This window comes from Actibacterium atlanticum (genome assembly GCF_000671395.1).
Classification (GTDB): Bacteria; Pseudomonadota; Alphaproteobacteria; order Rhodobacterales; family Rhodobacteraceae; genus Actibacterium_D; species Actibacterium_D atlanticum.
The window spans coordinates 1-18,779 of the sequence record NZ_AQQY01000001.1; the positions used below are offsets into that span (position 1 = coordinate 1).

At 61.7% G+C, this 18,779-nt stretch carries 16 protein-coding genes; all 16 read left to right on the plus strand.

Annotated features, from left to right (window positions below):
• Window positions 1–299 precede the first annotated feature (299 nt).
• The 16 genes from ATO10_RS00005 to murB all read left to right on the plus strand — a co-directional run bounded on the left by ATO10_RS00005 (window position 300) and on the right by murB (window position 18,625).
• Window positions 300–2,948 (plus strand): ATP-dependent helicase, encoded by a 2,649-nt coding sequence (locus ATO10_RS00005; protein ID WP_035246508.1) that lies wholly within the window; start codon window positions 300–302, stop codon window positions 2,946–2,948.
• Between the two features lie 1,230 nt (window positions 2,949–4,178).
• Window positions 4,179–4,688, plus strand: coding sequence for a division/cell wall cluster transcriptional repressor MraZ (gene mraZ, locus ATO10_RS00010; RefSeq protein ID WP_081806374.1), 510 nt, complete (start codon window positions 4,179–4,181; stop codon window positions 4,686–4,688).
• Entirely contained in the window at window positions 4,685–5,683 is a 999-nt protein-coding gene (rsmH, locus tag ATO10_RS00015; RefSeq protein WP_035246511.1) for a 16S rRNA (cytosine(1402)-N(4))-methyltransferase RsmH, read from the plus strand. Before mraZ ends, rsmH begins: the two co-directional genes overlap by 4 nt.
• Complete coding sequence (ftsL, locus tag ATO10_RS00020) at window positions 5,683–6,033, plus strand: cell division protein FtsL (RefSeq protein WP_035246516.1); 351 nt, start codon at window positions 5,683–5,685, stop codon at window positions 6,031–6,033. Before rsmH ends, ftsL begins: the two co-directional genes overlap by 1 nt.
• Window positions 6,030–7,820, plus strand: coding sequence for a peptidoglycan D,D-transpeptidase FtsI family protein (locus ATO10_RS00025; protein ID WP_035246519.1), 1,791 nt, complete (start codon window positions 6,030–6,032; stop codon window positions 7,818–7,820). The genes ftsL and ATO10_RS00025 overlap by 4 nt, the downstream gene beginning before the upstream one ends.
• Before the next feature lie 18 nt (window positions 7,821–7,838).
• Window positions 7,839–9,317 carry a UDP-N-acetylmuramoyl-L-alanyl-D-glutamate--2,6-diaminopimelate ligase gene (locus ATO10_RS00030; RefSeq protein ID WP_035246520.1) on the plus strand — a complete coding sequence of 493 codons (1,479 nt, stop codon included), beginning with the start codon at window positions 7,839–7,841 and terminating at the stop codon, window positions 9,315–9,317.
• 151 nt (window positions 9,318–9,468) lie between these two features.
• Window positions 9,469–10,191 carry a tetratricopeptide repeat protein gene (locus ATO10_RS15785; protein ID WP_051597854.1) on the plus strand — a complete coding sequence of 241 codons (723 nt, stop codon included), beginning with the start codon at window positions 9,469–9,471 and terminating at the stop codon, window positions 10,189–10,191.
• Between the two features lie 161 nt (window positions 10,192–10,352).
• Window positions 10,353–11,756, plus strand: a complete 1,404-nt coding sequence (murD, locus tag ATO10_RS00040; RefSeq protein ID WP_035246524.1) for a UDP-N-acetylmuramoyl-L-alanine--D-glutamate ligase — start codon at window positions 10,353–10,355, stop codon at window positions 11,754–11,756.
• A gap of 112 nt (window positions 11,757–11,868) precedes the next feature.
• Window positions 11,869–13,038: a peptidoglycan glycosyltransferase FtsW gene (locus ATO10_RS00045; RefSeq protein ID WP_035246527.1), complete on the plus strand. Its 1,170-nt coding sequence runs from the start codon at window positions 11,869–11,871 to the stop codon at window positions 13,036–13,038.
• Window positions 13,035–14,129: a UDP-N-acetylglucosamine--N-acetylmuramyl-(pentapeptide) pyrophosphoryl-undecaprenol N-acetylglucosamine transferase gene (locus ATO10_RS00050; protein WP_035246530.1), complete on the plus strand. Its 1,095-nt coding sequence runs from the start codon at window positions 13,035–13,037 to the stop codon at window positions 14,127–14,129. Before ATO10_RS00045 ends, ATO10_RS00050 begins: the two co-directional genes overlap by 4 nt.
• A gap of 115 nt (window positions 14,130–14,244) precedes the next feature.
• Entirely contained in the window at window positions 14,245–15,645 is a 1,401-nt protein-coding gene (gene murC, locus ATO10_RS00055) for a UDP-N-acetylmuramate--L-alanine ligase (RefSeq protein ID WP_035246533.1), read from the plus strand.
• A gap of 77 nt (window positions 15,646–15,722) precedes the next feature.
• Window positions 15,723–16,910 (plus strand): APC family permease, encoded by a 1,188-nt coding sequence (locus tag ATO10_RS00060; protein WP_035246534.1) that lies wholly within the window; start codon window positions 15,723–15,725, stop codon window positions 16,908–16,910.
• A complete protein-coding gene (locus tag ATO10_RS00065) occupies window positions 16,907–17,146 on the plus strand; it encodes a DUF2484 family protein (RefSeq protein WP_035246536.1) in 240 nt (79 codons plus the stop codon). The genes ATO10_RS00060 and ATO10_RS00065 overlap by 4 nt, the downstream gene beginning before the upstream one ends.
• Window positions 17,143–17,403, plus strand: coding sequence for a DUF2484 family protein (locus ATO10_RS00070; protein WP_035246538.1), 261 nt, complete (start codon window positions 17,143–17,145; stop codon window positions 17,401–17,403). Before ATO10_RS00065 ends, ATO10_RS00070 begins: the two co-directional genes overlap by 4 nt.
• 8 nt (window positions 17,404–17,411) lie before the next feature.
• Window positions 17,412–17,699, plus strand: coding sequence for a hypothetical protein (locus ATO10_RS00075; RefSeq protein ID WP_035246541.1), 288 nt, complete (start codon window positions 17,412–17,414; stop codon window positions 17,697–17,699).
• The gene (murB, locus tag ATO10_RS00080) at window positions 17,696–18,625 is read left to right on the plus strand and encodes a UDP-N-acetylmuramate dehydrogenase (protein WP_035246543.1); all 930 of its coding nucleotides are present in this window, start codon (window positions 17,696–17,698) and stop codon (window positions 18,623–18,625) included. Before ATO10_RS00075 ends, murB begins: the two co-directional genes overlap by 4 nt.
• Window positions 18,626–18,779: the final 154 nt, after the last annotated feature.

The window sequence follows — 18,779 nt, forward strand, 5'->3', positions numbered from 1 at the left end:
CGCAATCTCACCACGGTTCGCTATCAATATCTTCTTAAACTCAGACATGGGGGGAGGACTCCTTGTGTTGCGCGTTCGCGGTTCCAGTAGGGGAGTCTTAGGTGCACAATCCTTGTGCGGTAAATCCCCAGAAACCCGTATTCGGGCTGTCTTATAGTGTTAGCGCCAACACGAGGGAAGCCTAAAGGCGCGAATTGCCGCGTCTGAGTGTTTTTCAGGCGGGTCGCGCATGAAAAGCGGGCAGGAACAATTGCAGAACGTGCTTTTCCTTTGGGCACGCTGCCTGTATCGTGACGCGCATGAGCAGCTATAATGAAGATGACGCCTTTGAGGCCGCCGCCCGCGTTCCCCTGTCGCAACGTGCGATGCAAGGGGCGATGGCGGATCGGCCCGCGCCGTATCTGGATGACCTGAACCCCGAGCAACGCCGCGCCGCCGAGACCCTGGATGGTCCGGTGTTGATGCTGGCCGGGGCGGGGACGGGGAAGACCAAGGCTTTGACCACGCGCATTGCGCATCTGTTGAACACTGGCACGGCGCTGCCCAATCAGATTCTGGCGGTGACTTTCACCAATAAAGCCGCGCGCGAGATGAAAGACCGTGTCGGGCGTCATCTGGGCGGCCCGGCCGAGGGCATGCCGTGGATGGGCACCTTCCACTCGATCTGTGTGAAACTGCTGCGTCGCCATGCCGAGCTGATCCCGATCCGGGCGCAGGCCAGCGATGACGTGCTGGATGAGGGGGACTCGGCTGCGCAGCCAGCGGCAGTGCACCTGAAGAATACGTTCACCATTCTGGACACGGATGATCAGATCCGGTTGCTGAAACAGCTGATCACTGCCGAAGGCTTGGATGAAAAACGCTGGCCTGCCCGCGCGTTGGCCGGGGTCATCGACAACTGGAAGAACCGCGCCTGGACGCCCGAGGCCGTGCCCGCCGCAGAAAGCAGTGCGTTCAATGACAGGGGCGTTAAGTTGTACGCCGCCTATCAGCGCCGACTGATTGAACTTAACGCCGTGGATTTCGGTGATCTGCTGCTGCATGTGGTCAGTATTTTCCAGAACCACGAAGACGTGCTGGCCCAGTATCAACGCTGGTTCCGCTATATTCTGGTCGACGAGTATCAGGATACCAACGTCGCCCAATACCTGTGGCTGCGCCTTTTGGCGGCCAAGCATCGCAACATCTGTTGTGTCGGGGATGACGACCAGTCGATCTATGGCTGGCGCGGGGCCGAGGTGGGCAATATCCTGCGGTTTGAAAAAGACTTCCCCGGCGCTGCGGTGATCCGGCTGGAACAGAATTACCGCTCCACCCCGCATATTTTGGCGGCGGCTTCGGCGGTGATTGCGGGCAACAAGGGGCGGCTTGGCAAAGAGCTGTGGACCGAGGCTGAAGAGGGCGAGAAGGTGCGCCTGATGGGCCATTGGGACGGCGAGGAAGAGGCGCGCTGGGTCGGTGAAGAGATCGAAGACGCGCGTGCAGGTAGAGGGCGCTATAGGGATCGAGACAACCCGCGTTCTGAAACCTTCCAGCAAGAGCTCGACAGGCGCGCGAAACAGGGCCTCGGAAGAGTAACTAGGCAAGAGTTCGTACGTTGGGCCTTTGAGAGTGGAACGGCCTTCTCCGACTTTAAGGTCCAAAAACTACTTAAAATCCTGCTTCGCGATGATCCCAAAGCGGAGAATATGTACAAGGCCCTGCTCGCAAGTCCCGTCGATAAGTACTCTTACAATGAGATTGTTATTCTGGTGCGCGCTTCGCACCAGATGCGGGCGTTCGAGGATCGGTTCCTGACCATCGGCCTGCCGTACCGTGTGATCGGTGGGCCTCGGTTCTATGAACGGTTAGAGATTCGCGATGCCATGGCCTATTTCCGGCTGGCGGTCAGCCCGGATGACAGCCTGGCTTTTGAACGTATCGTCAACACGCCCAAACGGGGCCTTGGCAATGTGGCGCAGCAGAAAATCCAGACGACAGCGCGGGCCAATGGGGTGTCTTTGGTCGAAGGTGCCCGGATTTTGCTTGAATCAGGCGGGATCGGCGGCAAGGGCGCCAAAGAGCTGCGCGCGCTGATCGACGGGATTGGCCGTTGGCATGGCGCGGTGCTGGACGATCGCACCAGCCACATAGAGCTGGCCGAGGTCATTCTGGATGAAAGCGGCTATACGACCCATTGGCAGAATGACAAATCCCCCGATGCGCCGGGGCGGCTTGAGAACCTGAAAGAGCTGGTCAAAGCGCTGGAGAATTTCGACAATCTGCAGGGTTTCTTGGAACATGTCGCGCTGATCATGGACAATGACCGCGAAGAGGCCGAAGACAAGGTCACCATCATGACCCTGCACGGCGCCAAGGGGCTGGAGTTTCCGGCGGTGTTCCTGCCCGGCTGGGAAGACGGGTTGTTTCCCAGCCAGCGCTCAATGGATGAAAGCGGCGTGAAGGGCTTGGAAGAAGAGCGCCGGCTGGCCTATGTCGGGATCACCCGCGCCGAAGAGATTTGCACGATCACCTTTGCCGCCAACCGACGGGTCTATGGACAGTGGCAATCGCAAATGCCCTCGCGCTTTGTCGATGAGCTGCCCGAAGACCATGTCGAGGTGCTGACGGCGCCGGGGCTTTATGGTGGGGGCTATGGCGCGGCGGCGCCCTCGGCCGCGGTGGAAGAGCGGGCCTCGAAGGCGGATGTTTATAGTTCGCCGGGCTGGAAACGCATGCAGGCGCGCAGCCAATCTGGCCCGTCGCGCGCGGCCTCGATGGTGATTGATGCCAAGGCCGTGTCCAAGTTCACCGCCGGAGAGCGGATTTTCAGCCAGAAGTTCGGCTATGGCACGATTCTGGGTGTTGAGAATGATACGCTGGACGTGGAGTTCGACAAGGCGGGCGCCAAAAAGGTGAAAGCCGGGTTCGTTGTGGCGGCTGAGCGCGCCGACGACGTGCCCTTCTAAACCGTATTCAATCAAATTGTGCGCGCTGCGCGCGCGTCAGATGTCTCGACGCCCTTTGGGGCGTCTCGGGATTGGTGCGCGTTGCGAGGGGGCGAAAAAGAAAAAACGGCGGTGCCAGGGAGGAGGAGAGGCACCGCCGTTCTGTTCTGCGTAGACCCCAGGGAGGAGGAGGGGGCCGGCGCATCTCGGTCAAGGCGTGGGGCGCGTGGCCCGGGCCTTTATGTTTGCGACGGTGACACCAGGGAGGAGGAGAGGTGTCACCGTCTATTCAACGCAGACCTCAGGGAGGAGGAGAGGGCCTGCGTATCTGTGCGGGGCTTTGCGCCCCTTATAAAAGGGCGACGACATCAGGGAGGAGGTCGATGCCGCCGCAGCAATCGGGGATCCCAGGGAGGAGGTAGGGAACCCGAAGAGCGTCGCGAGTGCGTTTGTTAGCGCCCGCTGTTGATACTGAAGATAGGGAATTGCTGCGCCTGCACAATCTCTCTTTGGAGAATGCTGCTATGCAGAAAATGCATACCAAGCGAATTGCTAAATTTAAGGCAAAATTGCACATCTGCCGGACATGATTTGCAACCTTGGCGTGAAATGCGGGGGTTGATGTTGTCCTGAGGTCACCATTTTCGCGAAAGGCGCAGTGGGTGACGTAGCGTTATCTTTACCGGATTTATGGTTAATTTCCTGATTCCTGTTGCTGGCCTTGTCGCGGGAAACACGAATCAAAGCCTGTGTTGAGTCGCGCCTCAGGGCGAAGCGCGGCAGCTCCATCGGAACGTTTTGCATTTTTTTGGGAATTAATGGGAAATTAGGGGGTGGGCCTGATAAATCCTATATGTAGTGGGCATTTCCAATTGTTATATCAACATGGGGTGTGTTGGGTCGTCTATTGTATGGCTCTCTGCCTCGGCTATTCGGGTTTTCCGGGGGTTCTCTCGGATTTATCCCGTGAAAATCAGTTGATTTCCATGAATTCCCGTGTCATCCCTAATGCATCCGATGAGGACGGGCTCAATCAGGGGCGCAAAGAACCCCGAACAAGGCGTAAGTCAGGTTTCATACAGGCACCCGCTTTCATCACCAAAGATCCGGCGCGCAAGCGAGCAGACATCCCCCCAGGTGGCATGCGCAGCAGGACATACCCAGAGATGGGACGAGGGCGGCGGATAGGGCAGTGGCAGCAGCTCTATCCGCCGTTTTCGTTCCCGACAGATAAAAAGGGGCGTCGAAACAGTGGCGCGACGGTTCAGAGGCGAAAGCCACCACAAGGTGGATACGAAGGGCAGGGTGTCTATCCCAGCCCTGTTTCGCCGTGTGCTGGAAGCCGGCGACCCGGATTGGACCGATGGCCTGCGCCCCCAGCTTGTGATCGTCTATGGCGATCACCGCCGCAAATACCTTGAATGTTACACAGTGGAAGCAATTGACGAGGTCGATGACCAGATCGCCGCCATGCCGCGTGGCTCTATGGCGCGCCGCATGCTGGAGCGTCTGATGCACGGTCAATCTTTCCCGACCGAAGTCGATGGCGATGGCCGTTTGGTCCTGCCGCAAAAGCTGCGCGATAAGATCGGCCTTGAAAAAGAGGCGTTCTTTATTGCCTCAGGCGATACATTCCAGATCTGGAAGCCCGAAACCTATGAGGCCGAAGAGCTGGCCAAAACCGAAGCCTGGCTGGATGACCTGCCGGATGACTTCGACCCCCTGACATTGCTGGACAGCGCCGGGGCGCAAGAGGGATGAGCGCGGCGAAGGTGAAAACCGATGCCCCCCATATTCCTGTGCTGCTGCGTCCTTTGCTGGCCGCCGTTGCCCCTGTTGAGGGCACATGGCTGGACGGCACCTTTGGCGCGGGCGGCTATAGCCGTGGCTTGTTGGAGGCTGGCGCGGATCTGGTCATCGGGGTCGACCGCGACCCGATGGTGTTTGACATGGCCGCGGCATGGGCCAGCGACTATGGCGACCGGCTGAAACTGGTCGAAGGCACGTTTTCTGAGATGGACCAATACCATGACACCCCGCTGGATGGGGTTGTGCTGGATTTGGGCGTGTCTTCCATGCAGCTGGATATGGCCGAACGCGGCTTTTCTTTCATGCGCGACGGGCCGCTGGACATGCGGATGAGCCAATCAGGCCCCTCGGCCGCCGATCTGGTGAACGAGGCCGACGAGAAAACCATCGCCGACATTCTGTTTCACTATGGCGAAGAGCGCGCCTCGCGCCGGATCGCCCGCGCGATTGTCGAGACCCGCAAAACAGAACCCTTTGAAACCACTGCGCAATTGGTCGCGGTGATTGAACGCTGCCTGCCGCGCTCTAAGCCCGGCCAAAGCCACCCGGCGACGCGCAGCTTTCAGGCCATTCGAATCGCGGTGAATGATGAACTTGGCCAGCTGGTCGAAGGTCTGTCCGCCGCCGAACGCGCCCTGCGCCCCGGTGGGCAACTGGCCGTGGTGACCTTCCATTCGATTGAAGACCGGATCGCCAAACGCTTCCTTCAGGCGCGTTCAGGCGGGGGCGGGCGTGCCAACCGCTATGCGCCCGAGGTCGAAGAGGACGCGCCGCAGTTCAAGCTGACCCCGCGCAAGGCCATCGGCCCCGATGCCGATGAGCTAGAGCAAAACCCGCGTGCCCGTTCCGCGCGCCTGCGTGTTGCACAACGCACCGACGCGCCAGCGGGGACACCGGACATGGCCGCGCTTGGCCTGCCAAAGTTACTGAGTGAAAGGGGGCGCTGATGCGTGGTTTCCTTTATGTTTTGACCGGGCTGGCCGTTATGGGGCTGATCTATTGGGCCTATAACGAAAACTACCAGACCCGCGAATCCATCGCCCAGGCCGAACGCCTGCAACGCGAGATCGGCCATCAACGCCAGACCCTGTCGATGCTGCGGGCCGAATGGGCCTATCTGAACCGTCCTGACCGGCTGCGCGAACTGGCCGACCTGAACTTTCAGCGTCTTGGCCTGCTGCCGCTGCGCCCTGAACAATTCGGGCTGACCGATCAGGTGGCTTATCCCGGCTCGGGCACCTTGCCGATTACCAACCCGATCGACGCAATCGGGACGCTTGAGGAGGCCGCGCAATGATCCGCACCCCGCTGCGCCCGCTGGCCCGCGTGCTTGATGCCCGCGAAAAGGGGGAAAACCCCGATGCCATCGTGCGTGAAAACCTGCGTCTGCGCCACGAAGCCATGCGCGATCAGGCCCGCACCCGCGCCGAAGGCCGCCTGTTCATCATGGCGGTGCTGTTCCTGTGCGCCTTTACTGTTGTGGGTGCCCGGATGGGCACGTTGGCGGCCTCGGTCCCGCAAGAACCCCGCATGGCCGCGACCACGGGCACGGCGATCACCGCCCAGCGTGCCGACATCGTGGATCGCAATGGCAACGTGCTGGCCACCAATCTGGCCACCCATGCGCTGTATGCGCAGCCGCCCCATATGATTGATCACGCGCGCGCGGCAGCGGAACTGGTTCGTATCTTTCCCGATCTGGACGAAGAACGCCTGATCAAAGACTTTACCGGATCGCGTAAGTTCTTGTGGATCAAAAAGAAAATCAGCCCTGAACAAATGCAGCAAGTGCACGAAATCGGCGATCCCGGCCTGCTGTTTGGCCCGCGTGAAATGCGGCTTTATCCGAACGGCAAACTGGCGGCCCATGTGTTGGGCGGCACCAGCTTTGGCCGCGAAGGCGTGCATTCAGCCGAGGTCATCGGCGTGGCGGGTGTTGAAAAGGCCTTTGATACCTTTCTGCGCGACCCCGCCAACGAAGGCGAGGCCCTGCGCCTGTCTTTGGACCTGACCGTACAATCGGCGATCCGGCGCGTGCTCTATGGTGGGATGAAGCTGCTGAATGCGGCCGGCGCGACCGCCGTGATGCTAGATGCCCACACCGGCGAGGTGATCTCGCTTGTGTCGCTGCCCGATTTTGATCCAAATGACCGCCCCCGTCCGCTGACAACCGGGGATGCCGGGGACAGCCCGCTGTTTAACCGCGCAGTGCAGGGCGTCTATGAACTTGGCTCAACCTATAAAATCTTCACCGCCGCGCAGGCGATGGAGCTGGGTCTGGTCAACGCCCATACCGAAGTCGACGCCAACGCGCCGATGAAATGGGGCAAGCACAAAATCCGCGAGTTCCGCAACAAAAACTACGGCCCGAAACTGTCGGTGACCGATGTGATCGTGAAGTCGTCCAACGTCGGCACCGCCAATATGGCGCTGGCCATCGGCAAGGAGCGCCAGCAAGAGTTCCTGCGCCGTCTGGGCCTGTTTGAACCCACCCCTCTGGAGCTGGTCGAGGCCCCCGGCGCCAAGCCGCTCTTGCCGAAAAACTGGGGCGATATTCACACGATTACAGCGTCTTACGGCCATGGTATTTCCGCCAGCCCGATGCATCTGGCCTCCGCCTATGCCTCGCTTTTGAACGGCGGTAAGCTGGTCAAACCCTCGCTTCTGGCGGGCGGCGCTGCGCCCACGGGCGAACGCATCGTTTCAGAAGACGTGTCAAAAGCCTCGCGCGAAATGCTGCGCGCCGTGGTGACCCGCGGCACCGCCAGCTTCGGCGAGGTCGAAGGCTATGCCGTTGCGGGCAAAACCGGCACTGCGGATAAACCCAAACCCACCGGCGGCTATTACGACGACAAGGTGATTGCCACCTTCGCCACCGTCTTCCCGGCTCATGATCCCAAATATGTGCTGGTCGTCACGCTGGATGAGCCCTCGGAAAACTCCGGCACCAAACCGCGCCGCACCGCCGGGTGGACAGCCGTGCCCGTCGCCGCTGAAATCATCCGCCGCACCGCACCCCTGCTGGGCTTGCGCCCCGAGATTGAACCCGCCACCGACTTCGGGGTAACACTCGCAGGGAACTGATTGGTAAAAGGCGCGGGCATGTCCGAAAAATCACTTGCACAGCTGGGGCTGACCGCCCGCGGCGGAGCAGAGGCCCGGATCACCGGCCTGAGCGTCGACAGCCGTCTCGTCAAAGAAGGGCACCTGTTTGCCGCGCTGCCCGGCACACGGGTGCACGGCGGCAGCTTTATCCAATATGCGCTGCGCATGGGCGCCGGGGCGATCCTGACGGACGCCGAAGGCGCGCGCATCGCCAAAGATGAACTCGCCGCCTCCGATGCCGCCCTGATCATCGCGCAGGATCCGCGCCAGACGCTCGCCTTCACCGCCGCGCTCTGGTTTGGCAAACAGCCCAAAAACGTGGTCGCCGTCACCGGCACCAACGGCAAAACCTCGGTCGCGACCTTCACCCGCCAGATCTGGGAAATCCTTGGCCACACCGCCGCCAACATCGGCACCACCGGCGTCGAGGGCGGCTATGACGCGCCGATGACCCACACCACACCCGAGCCAATCACCCTGCACCGCCTGCTGGCCGATATGGCCACCGCCGGCGTCACCCACGCCGCGATGGAGGCGTCATCTCACGGGCTCGAACAACGCCGCCTTGATGGCGTCAATCTGGCCGCCGGGGGCTTTACCAACTTCACCCAGGACCATCTGGATTACCACGCAACGTTTGATGAATATTTCGCCGCCAAAGCGGGCCTGTTCGCCCGCGTCCTGCCCGAAGAGGGCACCGCGGTGATCAACCTCGAAGACGACCGCGGCCCCGACATGACCACCATCGCCACCGCGCGGGGGCAAAAACTGCTGACCGTGGGGCGCTCAGACTGGGCCGATATTTGCCTTTTGACCCAACGCTTTGACGCCACCGGGCAGGATATCCGCTTTTCGCACAACAGCATCATCCACCAATCGCGCCTCAACCTGATCGGCGGGTTTCAGGCCGAAAACGTGCTGCTCGCCGCCGGGCTGGCGATTGCGGCGGGCGACAGGCCCACGGCCGTTTTCCGCGCTTTGGAGCACCTGTCCACCGTGCGCGGCCGCATGCAACTGGCCGCCACCCGCGACAATGGCGCTGCCGTTTACGTCGACTACGCCCACACGCCCGACGCGCTTGCCACCGCGCTCAAGGCCCTGCGCCCCCACGTCATGGGCCGCCTGATCGTGGTCTTCGGCGCAGGTGGTGACCGCGACCAAAGCAAACGCCCGCTGATGGGCCTCGCGGCGGCGGAAAACGCCGATGTGCTGTTTGTCACTGACGACAACCCCCGCTCCGAAGACCCCGCCACCATCCGCGCCGCGATCATGGAGGCCTGCCCCAACGCGAATGAGGTCGGCGACCGCGCCGAAGCCATCCTGCGTGGCGTCGACGCCCTTGGCCCCGGCGACGCCCTGCTGATCGCTGGCAAAGGTCACGAGATCGGCCAAACCGTCGGCGACGACGTGTTCCCGTTCGACGACACCGAACAAGCCTCCGTCGCGGTGGCGGCGCTGGACGGCAAACTGGCGTAAACCTAACGCCCGGGCGCCCGCCCGGGCAGCGCACGCCCCGCCCCCCGGGCGGGCGCTTCACGCCCACCCCGGGCCGCGCGCTGTCCTCCGCAACAAACCACTGGCACCTTCCTCCACCTTTGCTAAGCTCCGCCCCAACAAAGAGAGTGCCATGAAATTTCTTCTTCGCCTGATTGTCGTTGCCCTGCTGTCCACCCCGGCCATGGCCGACCCGACCGCCAACGCAACCCAAGCCCTTCAAATGGCCGAGGCCGCCGAAGCAGAACAACGCTGGGAAGACGCCGCCCGACACTACGCCGATCTGGTACGTTTAGAGCCAAGTGTCGTGAACCTGATCAGGGCGCATCGCTTTAGTCGTAAATTGAACGACATTCCGACCGCGTCTATTTATAGCGCGCAGATGGTCGATCTCGCGCGCGCCGAAGGTGTGTCTTATACGTTGGCCTCAGCTCTCGGTGCCCACAGTTGGGATCTGGCCAACCTTGGGAACTACGATGCGGCCGAGCCACTCTATCGCGAGCTTGTGGAGGTAAACCGAAGCGTATTTGGGTCTCAAAGTCCGTATCTGGTCGTTTCTCTCGACAACCTGGCGATCCTGTTGGGCGAGACAGGCAGAGAGGCCGAAGCCGAGACGTTGCTGCGCGAAGCTGTGATGGTCGCGCGACAAGCCTATGGTGCTGAACATCCGGACTATGCAAATCAGCTCAACGACCTCGCGAACCTGCTCATCAAAACCGGTCGTTTGGATGAGGCCGATCCGCTTTTGCGCGAGGCCGTTGAAGTCATGGAAACAGCCAAGGGGGTGGACGACATGCATGCGAAGATTTTGCGCAACTCCTACGAACGCTTCCTCGCCAACCGCCCGCCCCAGTAACCCGATCTCAACCCAAATCGGCCTACCGCACGACTCGCAGTTTAAAGGTTTAAACCTTGGCCCCCTCGGCCCCTGCGTTCTTTAAACCTTTCTTGTAAACATGCCCCGCTTGCATTCCGATCCCGCCCCCGGCATCTTCGCCGCAACATGAAAGGGATGCCATGATACCGGTGCGCGGATATGAAGGGGCCAAAGTGGCTGTTTTGGGCTTGGGCCGGTCGGGTCTGGCCACGGCGCGGGCCTTGGTTGAAGGCGGGGCCGAGGCACTGGTTTGGGACGACAATGAAGCCGCCCGCTCCCGTGCGGCGGACGAAGGGTTCACCGTCGCCGACTTGACAAAAGCGCAGTCTTTTCAGGATGTTGCGGCGCTGATCGTCTCGCCCGGCATCCCGCATCTCTACCCCGCGCCCAACCGCGTTGTGCAGCTGGCGATGGACGCAGGCGTGCCTGTGGACAACGACATCGGCCTGTTTTTCCGCAGCTTTGCCACCGATGATTGGGATCGCTTCGACGTCACCCCCAAGGTGATCGCGGTAACGGGCTCGAATGGTAAATCCACAACCTCGGCCTTAATTCACCACATCTTGTGTCATGTAAATCGTGACGCACAACTTGCAGGGAATATCGGCCGGGGCGTGCTGGACATCGACCCGCCCGTCGATGGCAGCGTGGTGGTGCTAGAGCTGTCCAGCTATCAGACCGAACTCGCCCGCTCGCTGACACCAGATATTGCGGTCTTCACCAACCTGACCCCCGACCACTTGGATCGTCACGGCGGTTTCGGTGGCTACTTTGCGGCCAAAAGACGTCTCTTTGCTGAAGGCGGTCCCGACCGCGCGGTGATCGGTGTGGACGAGGTCGAAGGCCAGTTTATGGCCAATCAGCTGGCGCAAGGCCCCACCGACGATCAGGTGATCCGCGTTTCTGGCAGCCGAAAGCTGGCCGGAAATGACTGGCATGTCTTTGCAAAGAAAGGGTTTTTGGCCGAATGGCGCAAGGGGCGGCAAGTCGCCAGCATCGACCTGCGCGCCATCCCCGGCCTGCCCGGTACGCATAATCACCAAAACGCCTGCGCCGCCTATGCCGCGCTGCGCCCGTTGGGGCTTGCCCCCAAGGTGATCGAAGCCGCGCTGCACACGTTCAAGGGGCTACCCCATCGCAGTCAAACCATCGCTGAACAAAACGGCGTGCGCTATGTGAATGACTCTAAGGCGACCAATGCCGACAGCGCGGCTAAGGCCTTGTCAGCCTTCAAGAATATCCGTTGGATTTGTGGCGGTCTTGAAAAGGAAGGCGGGCTTGGCCGGGTGCAGGCGCAGCTGCCAAACGTCGCCAAAGCCTATGTGATCGGGCGCGAAGCAGCCGCCTTTGCCCTGCATCTGGGCGACACCCCGCTTGAGGTTTGCGACACCATGGAACGCGCCGTCGCCAGCGCCGCAGCCGAAGCCCAGCCCGGGGATACGGTTTTGCTGGCCCCCGCCGCCGCCAGTTTTGACCAGTACGATAGCTTCGAAAAGCGCGGCGAGGATTTCATATCGCAGGTCCAGGCGGTGCTGAAAGCCTAGGCAATTCCCCGCCGCGCAGCGCTGCATGTGCTGGCCACAAAGCCCAATCACCGCTATAGTGCCACTCAGACCCGGAAAACGGGCGTTTAAAGAGGCAGTCAGGCGGTATCTCATGACGGAAATGGTCTATGGCACCGCGCCGATGCGTTCGGGAGAGGCCGTTCTCCCGCGCTGGTGGCGCACGATCGACAAGTGGACCTTGTCTTGTATCCTCATGCTATTTGGGATCGGGCTGTTGTTGGGCCTGGCGGCCTCGCCGCCGCTGGCCGCGCGCAACGGGTTCGAAGCGTTTCACTACGTTGAAAAACAAGCAATTTTCGGGGGCATGTCGCTGATCACCTTGATGGTGGTCTCGATGATGTCGCCTGATCAGGTGCGCCGGATTGGCGTGTTGGGCTTCTTTTGCGCCTTTGCCGCTTTGGCCTTGTTGCCGGTGCTGGGCACGGATTTTGGCAAGGGCGCCACGCGCTGGTACAGCCTTGGTTTTGCCTCGGTGCAACCCTCTGAATTCCTGAAACCCGGTTTTATCGTACTGGCCGCCTGGTTGATGGCCGCCAGCCAAGAGGTCGCGGGCCCGCCGGGTAAAATGTTCTCGTTCGCGATTGCCATTGTGATCGTTGCCTTTCTGGCCATGCAACCCGATTTCGGGCAGGCAGCATTGATCCTGTTTGCCTGGGGGGTGATGTATTTCGTTGCCGGAGCCCCGTTGTTGTTGCTGATCGGTATGGCCGGTCTGACGGTGTTTGGCGGCGCGGTTGCCTATCATAACTCAGAACACTTCGCGCGCCGGATTGATGGCTTTTTGTCGCCCGATCTGGATCCGCGCACGCAGCTTGGCTATGCCACCAATGCCATCCGCGAGGGCGGGTTTTGGGGTGTCGGTGTCGGAGAAGGCCAAGTAAAACAATCACTTCCCGATGCGCACACTGATTTCATCATCGCCGTCGCGGCCGAGGAATACGGTCTGATCCTGGTGCTGATCATCATCGCGCTTTACGCGCTGATCGTGTTGCGCTCGCTGTTTCGGTTGATGAAGGAACGTGACCCCTTCATCCGGCTGGCGGGCACGGGGTTGGCATGCATTTTTGGGGTGCAGGCCATGATCAATATGGGTGTTGCTGTGCGGTTGTTACCCGCCAAGGGCATGACCTTACCCTTTGTCAGCTATGGCGGCTCGTCGTTGATCGCGGGCGGGTTGCTTGTTGGCGCCCTGTTGGCGCTGACCCGCACTCGGCCGCAGGGCGAAATCGGAGACATCCTGCGCAGAAAGGGTCGCGCATGACAACCAAGGCACCGTTGCTGGTGATCGCTGCGGGCGGCACTGGCGGGCATATGTTCCCGGCGCAGGCGTTGGCCGAAACCATGCTGCGACGGGGGTGGCGGGTAAAGCTGTCGACCGATGCGCGCGGCGCGCGCTACACCGGTGGTTTCCCGCATGTGGTTGAGATTGAACAGGTGTCCTCGGCGACATTCGCGCGCGGTGGAGTTCTGGCCAAAGCTTTGGTGCCGCTGAAAATTTTGGGCGGGGTGGTGTCGGCGGCGCTGGCGATGCGGCGCGACCGCCCGGCGGCGGTGGTAGGCTTTGGCGGTTATCCGTCGATCCCGGCTTTGGGCGCGGCGACCCTGCTGCGGCTGCCCCGGATGATCCACGAGCAAAACGGCGTTTTGGGCAAGGTGAACAAGCTTTTCGCCAAACGCGTGCCACTGATCGCTTGCGGGACTTGGCCCACCGACTTGCCCGAAGGCGTGCAGGGCGAACATACCGGCAATCCGGTGCGCGGAGCGGTGCTGGAGCGTGCAGGCGCACCCTATATCGCGCCGGGCGACTATCCGATGAGCGTGCTGGTCATTGGCGGCAGTCAGGGCGCGCGCATCCTGTCGGATGTGGTGCCAGCCGCCATCGCGGCCTTGCCCGACAATCTGCGCCAGCATATCCGCGTCAGCCATCAGGCCCGCGATGAAGACGGCGCGCGCGTGACCGAATTCTACGCTGCTCACGGCATCAGCGCCGATGTGCAGCCTTTCTTTACTGACATCCCGTCAAGGATGAGCGAGGCGCAGCTGGTGATTTCGCGTTCGGGGGCTTCTTCGGTTGCTGATATCAGTGTGATCGGGCGCCCGTCGATCCTGATCCCCTTTGCCGCAGCGGCGGGTGATCACCAAACCGCCAATGCGCGCGGGCTGGTCGATGCGCAAGCGGCCGTGCTGATCCCGGAATCGCGCCTTGATCCTCAGGCGCTTTCGCAGCAAATAGGCGCGATCCTGTCCAACCCGCAGGCCGCCACGCAAATGTCGCTGGGCGCCCTGCAGTATGGCCAGCCCGAGGCCGCCACCCGGCTGGCCGATCTGGTCGAAGGTTTGGCGCAGGTTTAGAACACAACGCCCGGCGGCACGCCGGGCAGCGCCCGACCCGCCCCATGGGCGAGCGCTTTACGCCCACCCCGGGTCGGGCGCTGCCCTTTGAGGCAAGACAGAAGGACGAGACGAGATGAACGCAGCCGCCACCAAGCTTCCCACCGATGTGGGCCCGATCCATTTCACCGGTATTGGCGGCATTGGCATGTCGGGCATCGCCGAGGTTCTGCTGAACCTTGGGTATACCGTTCAGGGGTCAGACCTGAAGGCTAGTAAAATCACCGACCGGCTGAAAAAACTGGGTGCGACGATCTTTCTGGGTCAACGGGCCGAGCATCTGGCAGATGCCGCCGTTGTGGTGATCTCTTCCGCGATCAAGCCCGGCAACCCCGAGCTGGACGAAGCCCGCCGCCGCGGTCTGCCCGTCGTGCGCCGCGCCGAGATGCTGGCCGAGCTGATGCGCCTGCGCTCCAACATTGCTGTCGCAGGAACGCATGGCAAAACCACCACCACCACAATGGTGGCCGAGCTGCTGGTCGCCGGTGGCATTGACCCGACCGTGATCAATGGCGGCATTATCCACGCCTATGGCTCGAACGCGCGGATGGGTGCGGGCGACTGGATGGTGGTTGAGGCCGACGAAAGCGACGGCACCTTTAACCGTCTGCCTGCCACCATTGCCATCGTCACCAACATCGACCCCGAGCACATGGAACATTGGGGCGATTTCGACCGCCTGCGCGATGGTTTCCACGAGTTTGTTTCGAACATTCCGTTCTACGGTCTGGCGGTGTGTTGCACCGACCACCCCGAAGTGCAGGCGCTGGTGGGCCGCATCACCGACCGCCGCGTCGTGACCTTTGGCTTTAACGCGCAGGCCGATGTGCGCGCGGTGAACCTGACCTACAAGGCGGGCGTCGCCCATTTCGACATTGCGCTTCAGGCCGAGGATGTCGTGATCGAAGGTTGCACCCTGCCGATGCCGGGGGATCACAACGTGTCCAACGCTTTGGCCGCCGTCGCCGTGTCGCGCCATCTGGGCATGAAGGCCGATGAAATCCGCACCGCGCTGGCCGAATTCCGAGGTGTGAACCGCCGCTTCACCAAGGTGGGCGAAGCAAACGGCGTCACCATCATCGACGATTACGGCCACCACCCGGTCGAAATCGCCGCCGTGCTGAAAGCCGCGCGCCAAGCCTGCGAAGGCCGGGTGATCGCCGTGCACCAGCCGCACCGCTATACCCGCTTGGCCAGCCTGTTCGAAGACTTCTGCACCTGTTTCAACGAGGCCGACGTGGTGGGCATCGCCGAGGTATTCGCCGCCGGCGAAGACCCGATAGAGGGCGCCACCCGCGATGACCTGCTGGCTGGCCTGACAGCCCACGGCCACCGCCACGCGCTGGCGGTGAATTCCGAAGACGAGCTGGAGGCTCTGGTGCGCGCCGAAACCCAACCGGGCGACATGGTCGTCTGTCTGGGCGCGGGTACAATTTCCGCCTGGGCCAACGGCCTGCCCGCGCGTTTAAACAGCTAACGCGACGTCGCCCCCCTTGCCCCCGGTCGCGCAAAGGCGTTCAATTGCCCTGCGCGCGCTCATTGATGGGGCACAACATGTCTGAACATCTGAAACGTCGGATCGGGTTTGGATTGCTCACCGCCTATGGCGTGGGTGTCATGGTCGGGGCTGGCATTTATGTGCTGGTCGGTGCCGTGGTGGCACAGGCTGGGGTCTATGCGCCTTTGGCGTTTGTGATTGCCGGGTTGATCGCTGCGCCCTCGGCCTTGTCTTATGCCGAGCTGTCCACCCGCATCCCTGAGGCCGCAGGCGAAGCGGCGTATATTGCCAAGGGGCTGAACTCGCATCTGTTATCGGTGATCGTTGGCTTGGGGATTGTCTTTGCGGGGACAGTGTCGGCGGCGGCGGTGCTCAGGGGGGGCGGGGGCTATCTGATCTCGGTCGTGGATTTGCCGTTTGACTGGGTCGTTGTTGGGATCGGCGTGGCTTTGGTTGGCGTGGCGATTTTGGGCGCGCTGGAGAGCTTGGCCGTGGCCGCCGTGTTCACGGTAATTGAACTGGCCGGATTGGCCGCGGTGATCTGGGCCGGGGGCACGGCCGCGCCTGTCGCGGCGTTCAGCGCGCCACCGCAGATCGTTTGGACCGGGGTCGGGGCAGGGGCCGTCTTGGCCTTTTTCGCCTTCATCGGGTTTGAAGACATCGTCAACATGGCCGAAGAGGTCGAACGCCCCGCGCGCAACCTGCCGCGAGCGATCCTGTGGTCTTTGGCGATTACCTCGGTCATCTATGGTTTGGTCAGCTTTGCCGCTGTGCGCGCCGTGCCGCAGGATATTCTGGCGGTCAGCGAACAACCGTTGGCCTTGGTGTGGGAATACGCCACCGGTCAAAGCGCGGCCTTTCTGGCGCTGATCGCGGTGGCGGCGGCGCTGAACGGGGTGTTGGCGCAGATCGTGATGGCGGCGCGGGTTTTGTATGGCTTGGGCAAACGCGAGGCAGCCTTTGGGATATTCCATCATGCCCATCCGCGTTTTGGCACTCCGGCACGGGCGACCGCTTTGGTCGGCGTTTTGGTGATCGGTGCGGCAATGGCCCTGCCGGTGGCCACCTTGGCCGGTTTTACCTCAACGGTGCTGTTGGGCGTCTTTGTTCTGGTGAACCTGTCGCTGATCGCTTTGAAGCGCCGTGAACCAGAGGCGCCGTTCAAAGTGCCGATGATCGTGCCGGTGGTCGGGTTGGTCGCGGCGATCGCCGCGCTGGGCGTCAGTTTCGGGGCAGGCCATTGACCGCATCCCTGATCCTGGCCGCGCTTTGGGTGCTGGCGGCGACGGGCGTGGCGTTTTTGCCGATGCGCTATCAGTACATCCCAGGTTTGGCCTTGCTGATCGCGGCCGTGCCGCTGTTGGTTTTCCTGGCCAACCAACATAGTGTCTGGATTGTTCTGGCGGTGCTGGCGGCGATCCTTTCAATGTTCCGGCGTCCGCTGAAAGCGTTGCTAAGGCATTGGAAGGTGCTCAAATGACATTATCCCTGATCTTGCTGTGCTGCTGGGTGCTGCTGGCTGCCCTGTCGATGGTGGTGATGCCCGGGCGCAAGTCGTGGTACGCGGCTTACGGGCTGATCGCCTTGGGCGCTCCCTTGGTCGTTTTTGTTACGGTGCAGAACGGCGTGTTCTGGGGTTTGATCGCGCTGGCCGTGATGGGGGTGATCCTGCGCTGGCCGGTGATCTATCTGACCCGCTGGTGCAAACGCCAATTGCGCGGTAAAGAGCAGCCCTGAGGGACGACATGCAAAGTTTTACCGAAGTCTTGGTCTATGCCACATGGGCCGCGTCGCCCGTTGTGGCCTATCAGGCGCTGATGCACGGGCTGCGGCGGGCGCCGGGGCCGTTTGCGGTGATCTTTGCGATGTATTCCGCTGCGGTGGCGCTGACATTCCTGTCGGTTCGGGCCGAGCTGGCGCGTAATGGTTTTGGCGCGGTCAGCCCGGTTGCGGTGGTGCTTCCCTGGGGGGCGACGGCGGTGTTGTCAGCGCTTTTTTACGGATTGGGGCTGAAGGGGGCCGAGAAAGAATGATCAACCTGCCAGAGGTGCGCGGCACCCTGACCCATGACAAACCCCTGTCGCAGCTGACATGGCTGCGTGTGGGTGGCCCGGCGGATGTGCTGTTTCAACCGGCGGACCTGCAGGATTTGCAGGATTTCATGGCGGCCTTGGACCCGGATGTGCCGGTGTTTCCGTTGGGGGCAGGGTCAAACCTGATCGTGCGCGATGGCGGGCTGCGGGCCGTGGTGATCCGGCTTGGGCGCGGGTTTAATGGCATTCAGATCGACGGCAACCGCGCCACGATTGGCGCTGCGATGCCCGACGGGATGGCCGCGCGCAAAGCGGCGGACGCGGGGCTGGACCTGACCTTTTTGCGCACCATCCCGGGGGCAATAGGCGGGGCAGTCAAGATGAACGCAGGCTGCTATGGCAGCTATGTCGCTGATCATCTGATCAGCGCGCGGGTCGTTCTGCGCTCGGGCGAGATGGTCACGCTGACGCCGGAGGATCTGAATTTTGCCTATCGTCACTCGGACCTGCCCGATGATGCGGTTCTGGTGGACGCGGTGTTTGAGGCCGAACTGGGCGATCCGGCCGAGCTGAACGCCCGCATGGAGGCACAGCTGGCCAAACGTGACGCCACCCAGCCCACCAAGGACCGCAGTGCAGGTTCGACCTTTCGCAATCCGGCCGGGTTTTCATCGACGGGGCGTGCCGATGATGTGCATGACCTGAAGGCCTGGAAGGTGATTGATAACGCCGGTTTGCGTGGCTTTTCCATCGGTGGCGCGCAAATGTCTGAAAAGCATTCCAACTTTATGATCAACACAGGTGATGCATCTGCGCACGATCTCGAATCATTAGGCGAAGAAGTGCGAAAAAGGGTTTTCCAAAATAGCGGGATCAAGCTAGAGTGGGAGATCAAGAGGGTCGGTGAACCGGCCCCGCAGAAATAACACCAAAAGGGCGCAAAGCCCGGTTGAAAATGAGGCGGGCATGTCGAGCAGGACAGCCCCGACAGTGGCGGTAAAGGCAGGCCGGGCCCCGGTTTACGGGACGAGTCTGTCACAACAGCGCACCGCGCTGCGGGAACAGGGATTCAAGGTACAG

Coding starts and splice junctions, on each gene's coding strand:
- ATO10_RS00005 (WP_035246508.1), top strand. CDS start 300: ATGAGCAGCTATAATGAAGATGACGCCTTTGAGGCCGCCGCCCGCGTT.
- rsmH (WP_035246511.1), top strand. CDS start 4,685: ATGAGCGCGGCGAAGGTGAAAACCGATGCCCCCCATATTCCTGTGCTG.
- ftsL (WP_035246516.1), top strand. CDS start 5,683: ATGCGTGGTTTCCTTTATGTTTTGACCGGGCTGGCCGTTATGGGGCTG.
- ATO10_RS00025 (WP_035246519.1), top strand. CDS start 6,030: ATGATCCGCACCCCGCTGCGCCCGCTGGCCCGCGTGCTTGATGCCCGC.
- ATO10_RS00030 (WP_035246520.1), top strand. CDS start 7,839: ATGTCCGAAAAATCACTTGCACAGCTGGGGCTGACCGCCCGCGGCGGA.
- ATO10_RS15785 (WP_051597854.1), top strand. CDS start 9,469: ATGAAATTTCTTCTTCGCCTGATTGTCGTTGCCCTGCTGTCCACCCCG.
- murD (WP_035246524.1), top strand. CDS start 10,353: ATGATACCGGTGCGCGGATATGAAGGGGCCAAAGTGGCTGTTTTGGGC.
- ATO10_RS00045 (WP_035246527.1), top strand. CDS start 11,869: ATGACGGAAATGGTCTATGGCACCGCGCCGATGCGTTCGGGAGAGGCC.
- ATO10_RS00050 (WP_035246530.1), top strand. CDS start 13,035: ATGACAACCAAGGCACCGTTGCTGGTGATCGCTGCGGGCGGCACTGGC.
- murC (WP_035246533.1), top strand. CDS start 14,245: ATGAACGCAGCCGCCACCAAGCTTCCCACCGATGTGGGCCCGATCCAT.
- ATO10_RS00060 (WP_035246534.1), top strand. CDS start 15,723: ATGTCTGAACATCTGAAACGTCGGATCGGGTTTGGATTGCTCACCGCC.
- ATO10_RS00070 (WP_035246538.1), top strand. CDS start 17,143: ATGACATTATCCCTGATCTTGCTGTGCTGCTGGGTGCTGCTGGCTGCC.
- ATO10_RS00075 (WP_035246541.1), top strand. CDS start 17,412: ATGCAAAGTTTTACCGAAGTCTTGGTCTATGCCACATGGGCCGCGTCG.
- murB (WP_035246543.1), top strand. CDS start 17,696: ATGATCAACCTGCCAGAGGTGCGCGGCACCCTGACCCATGACAAACCC.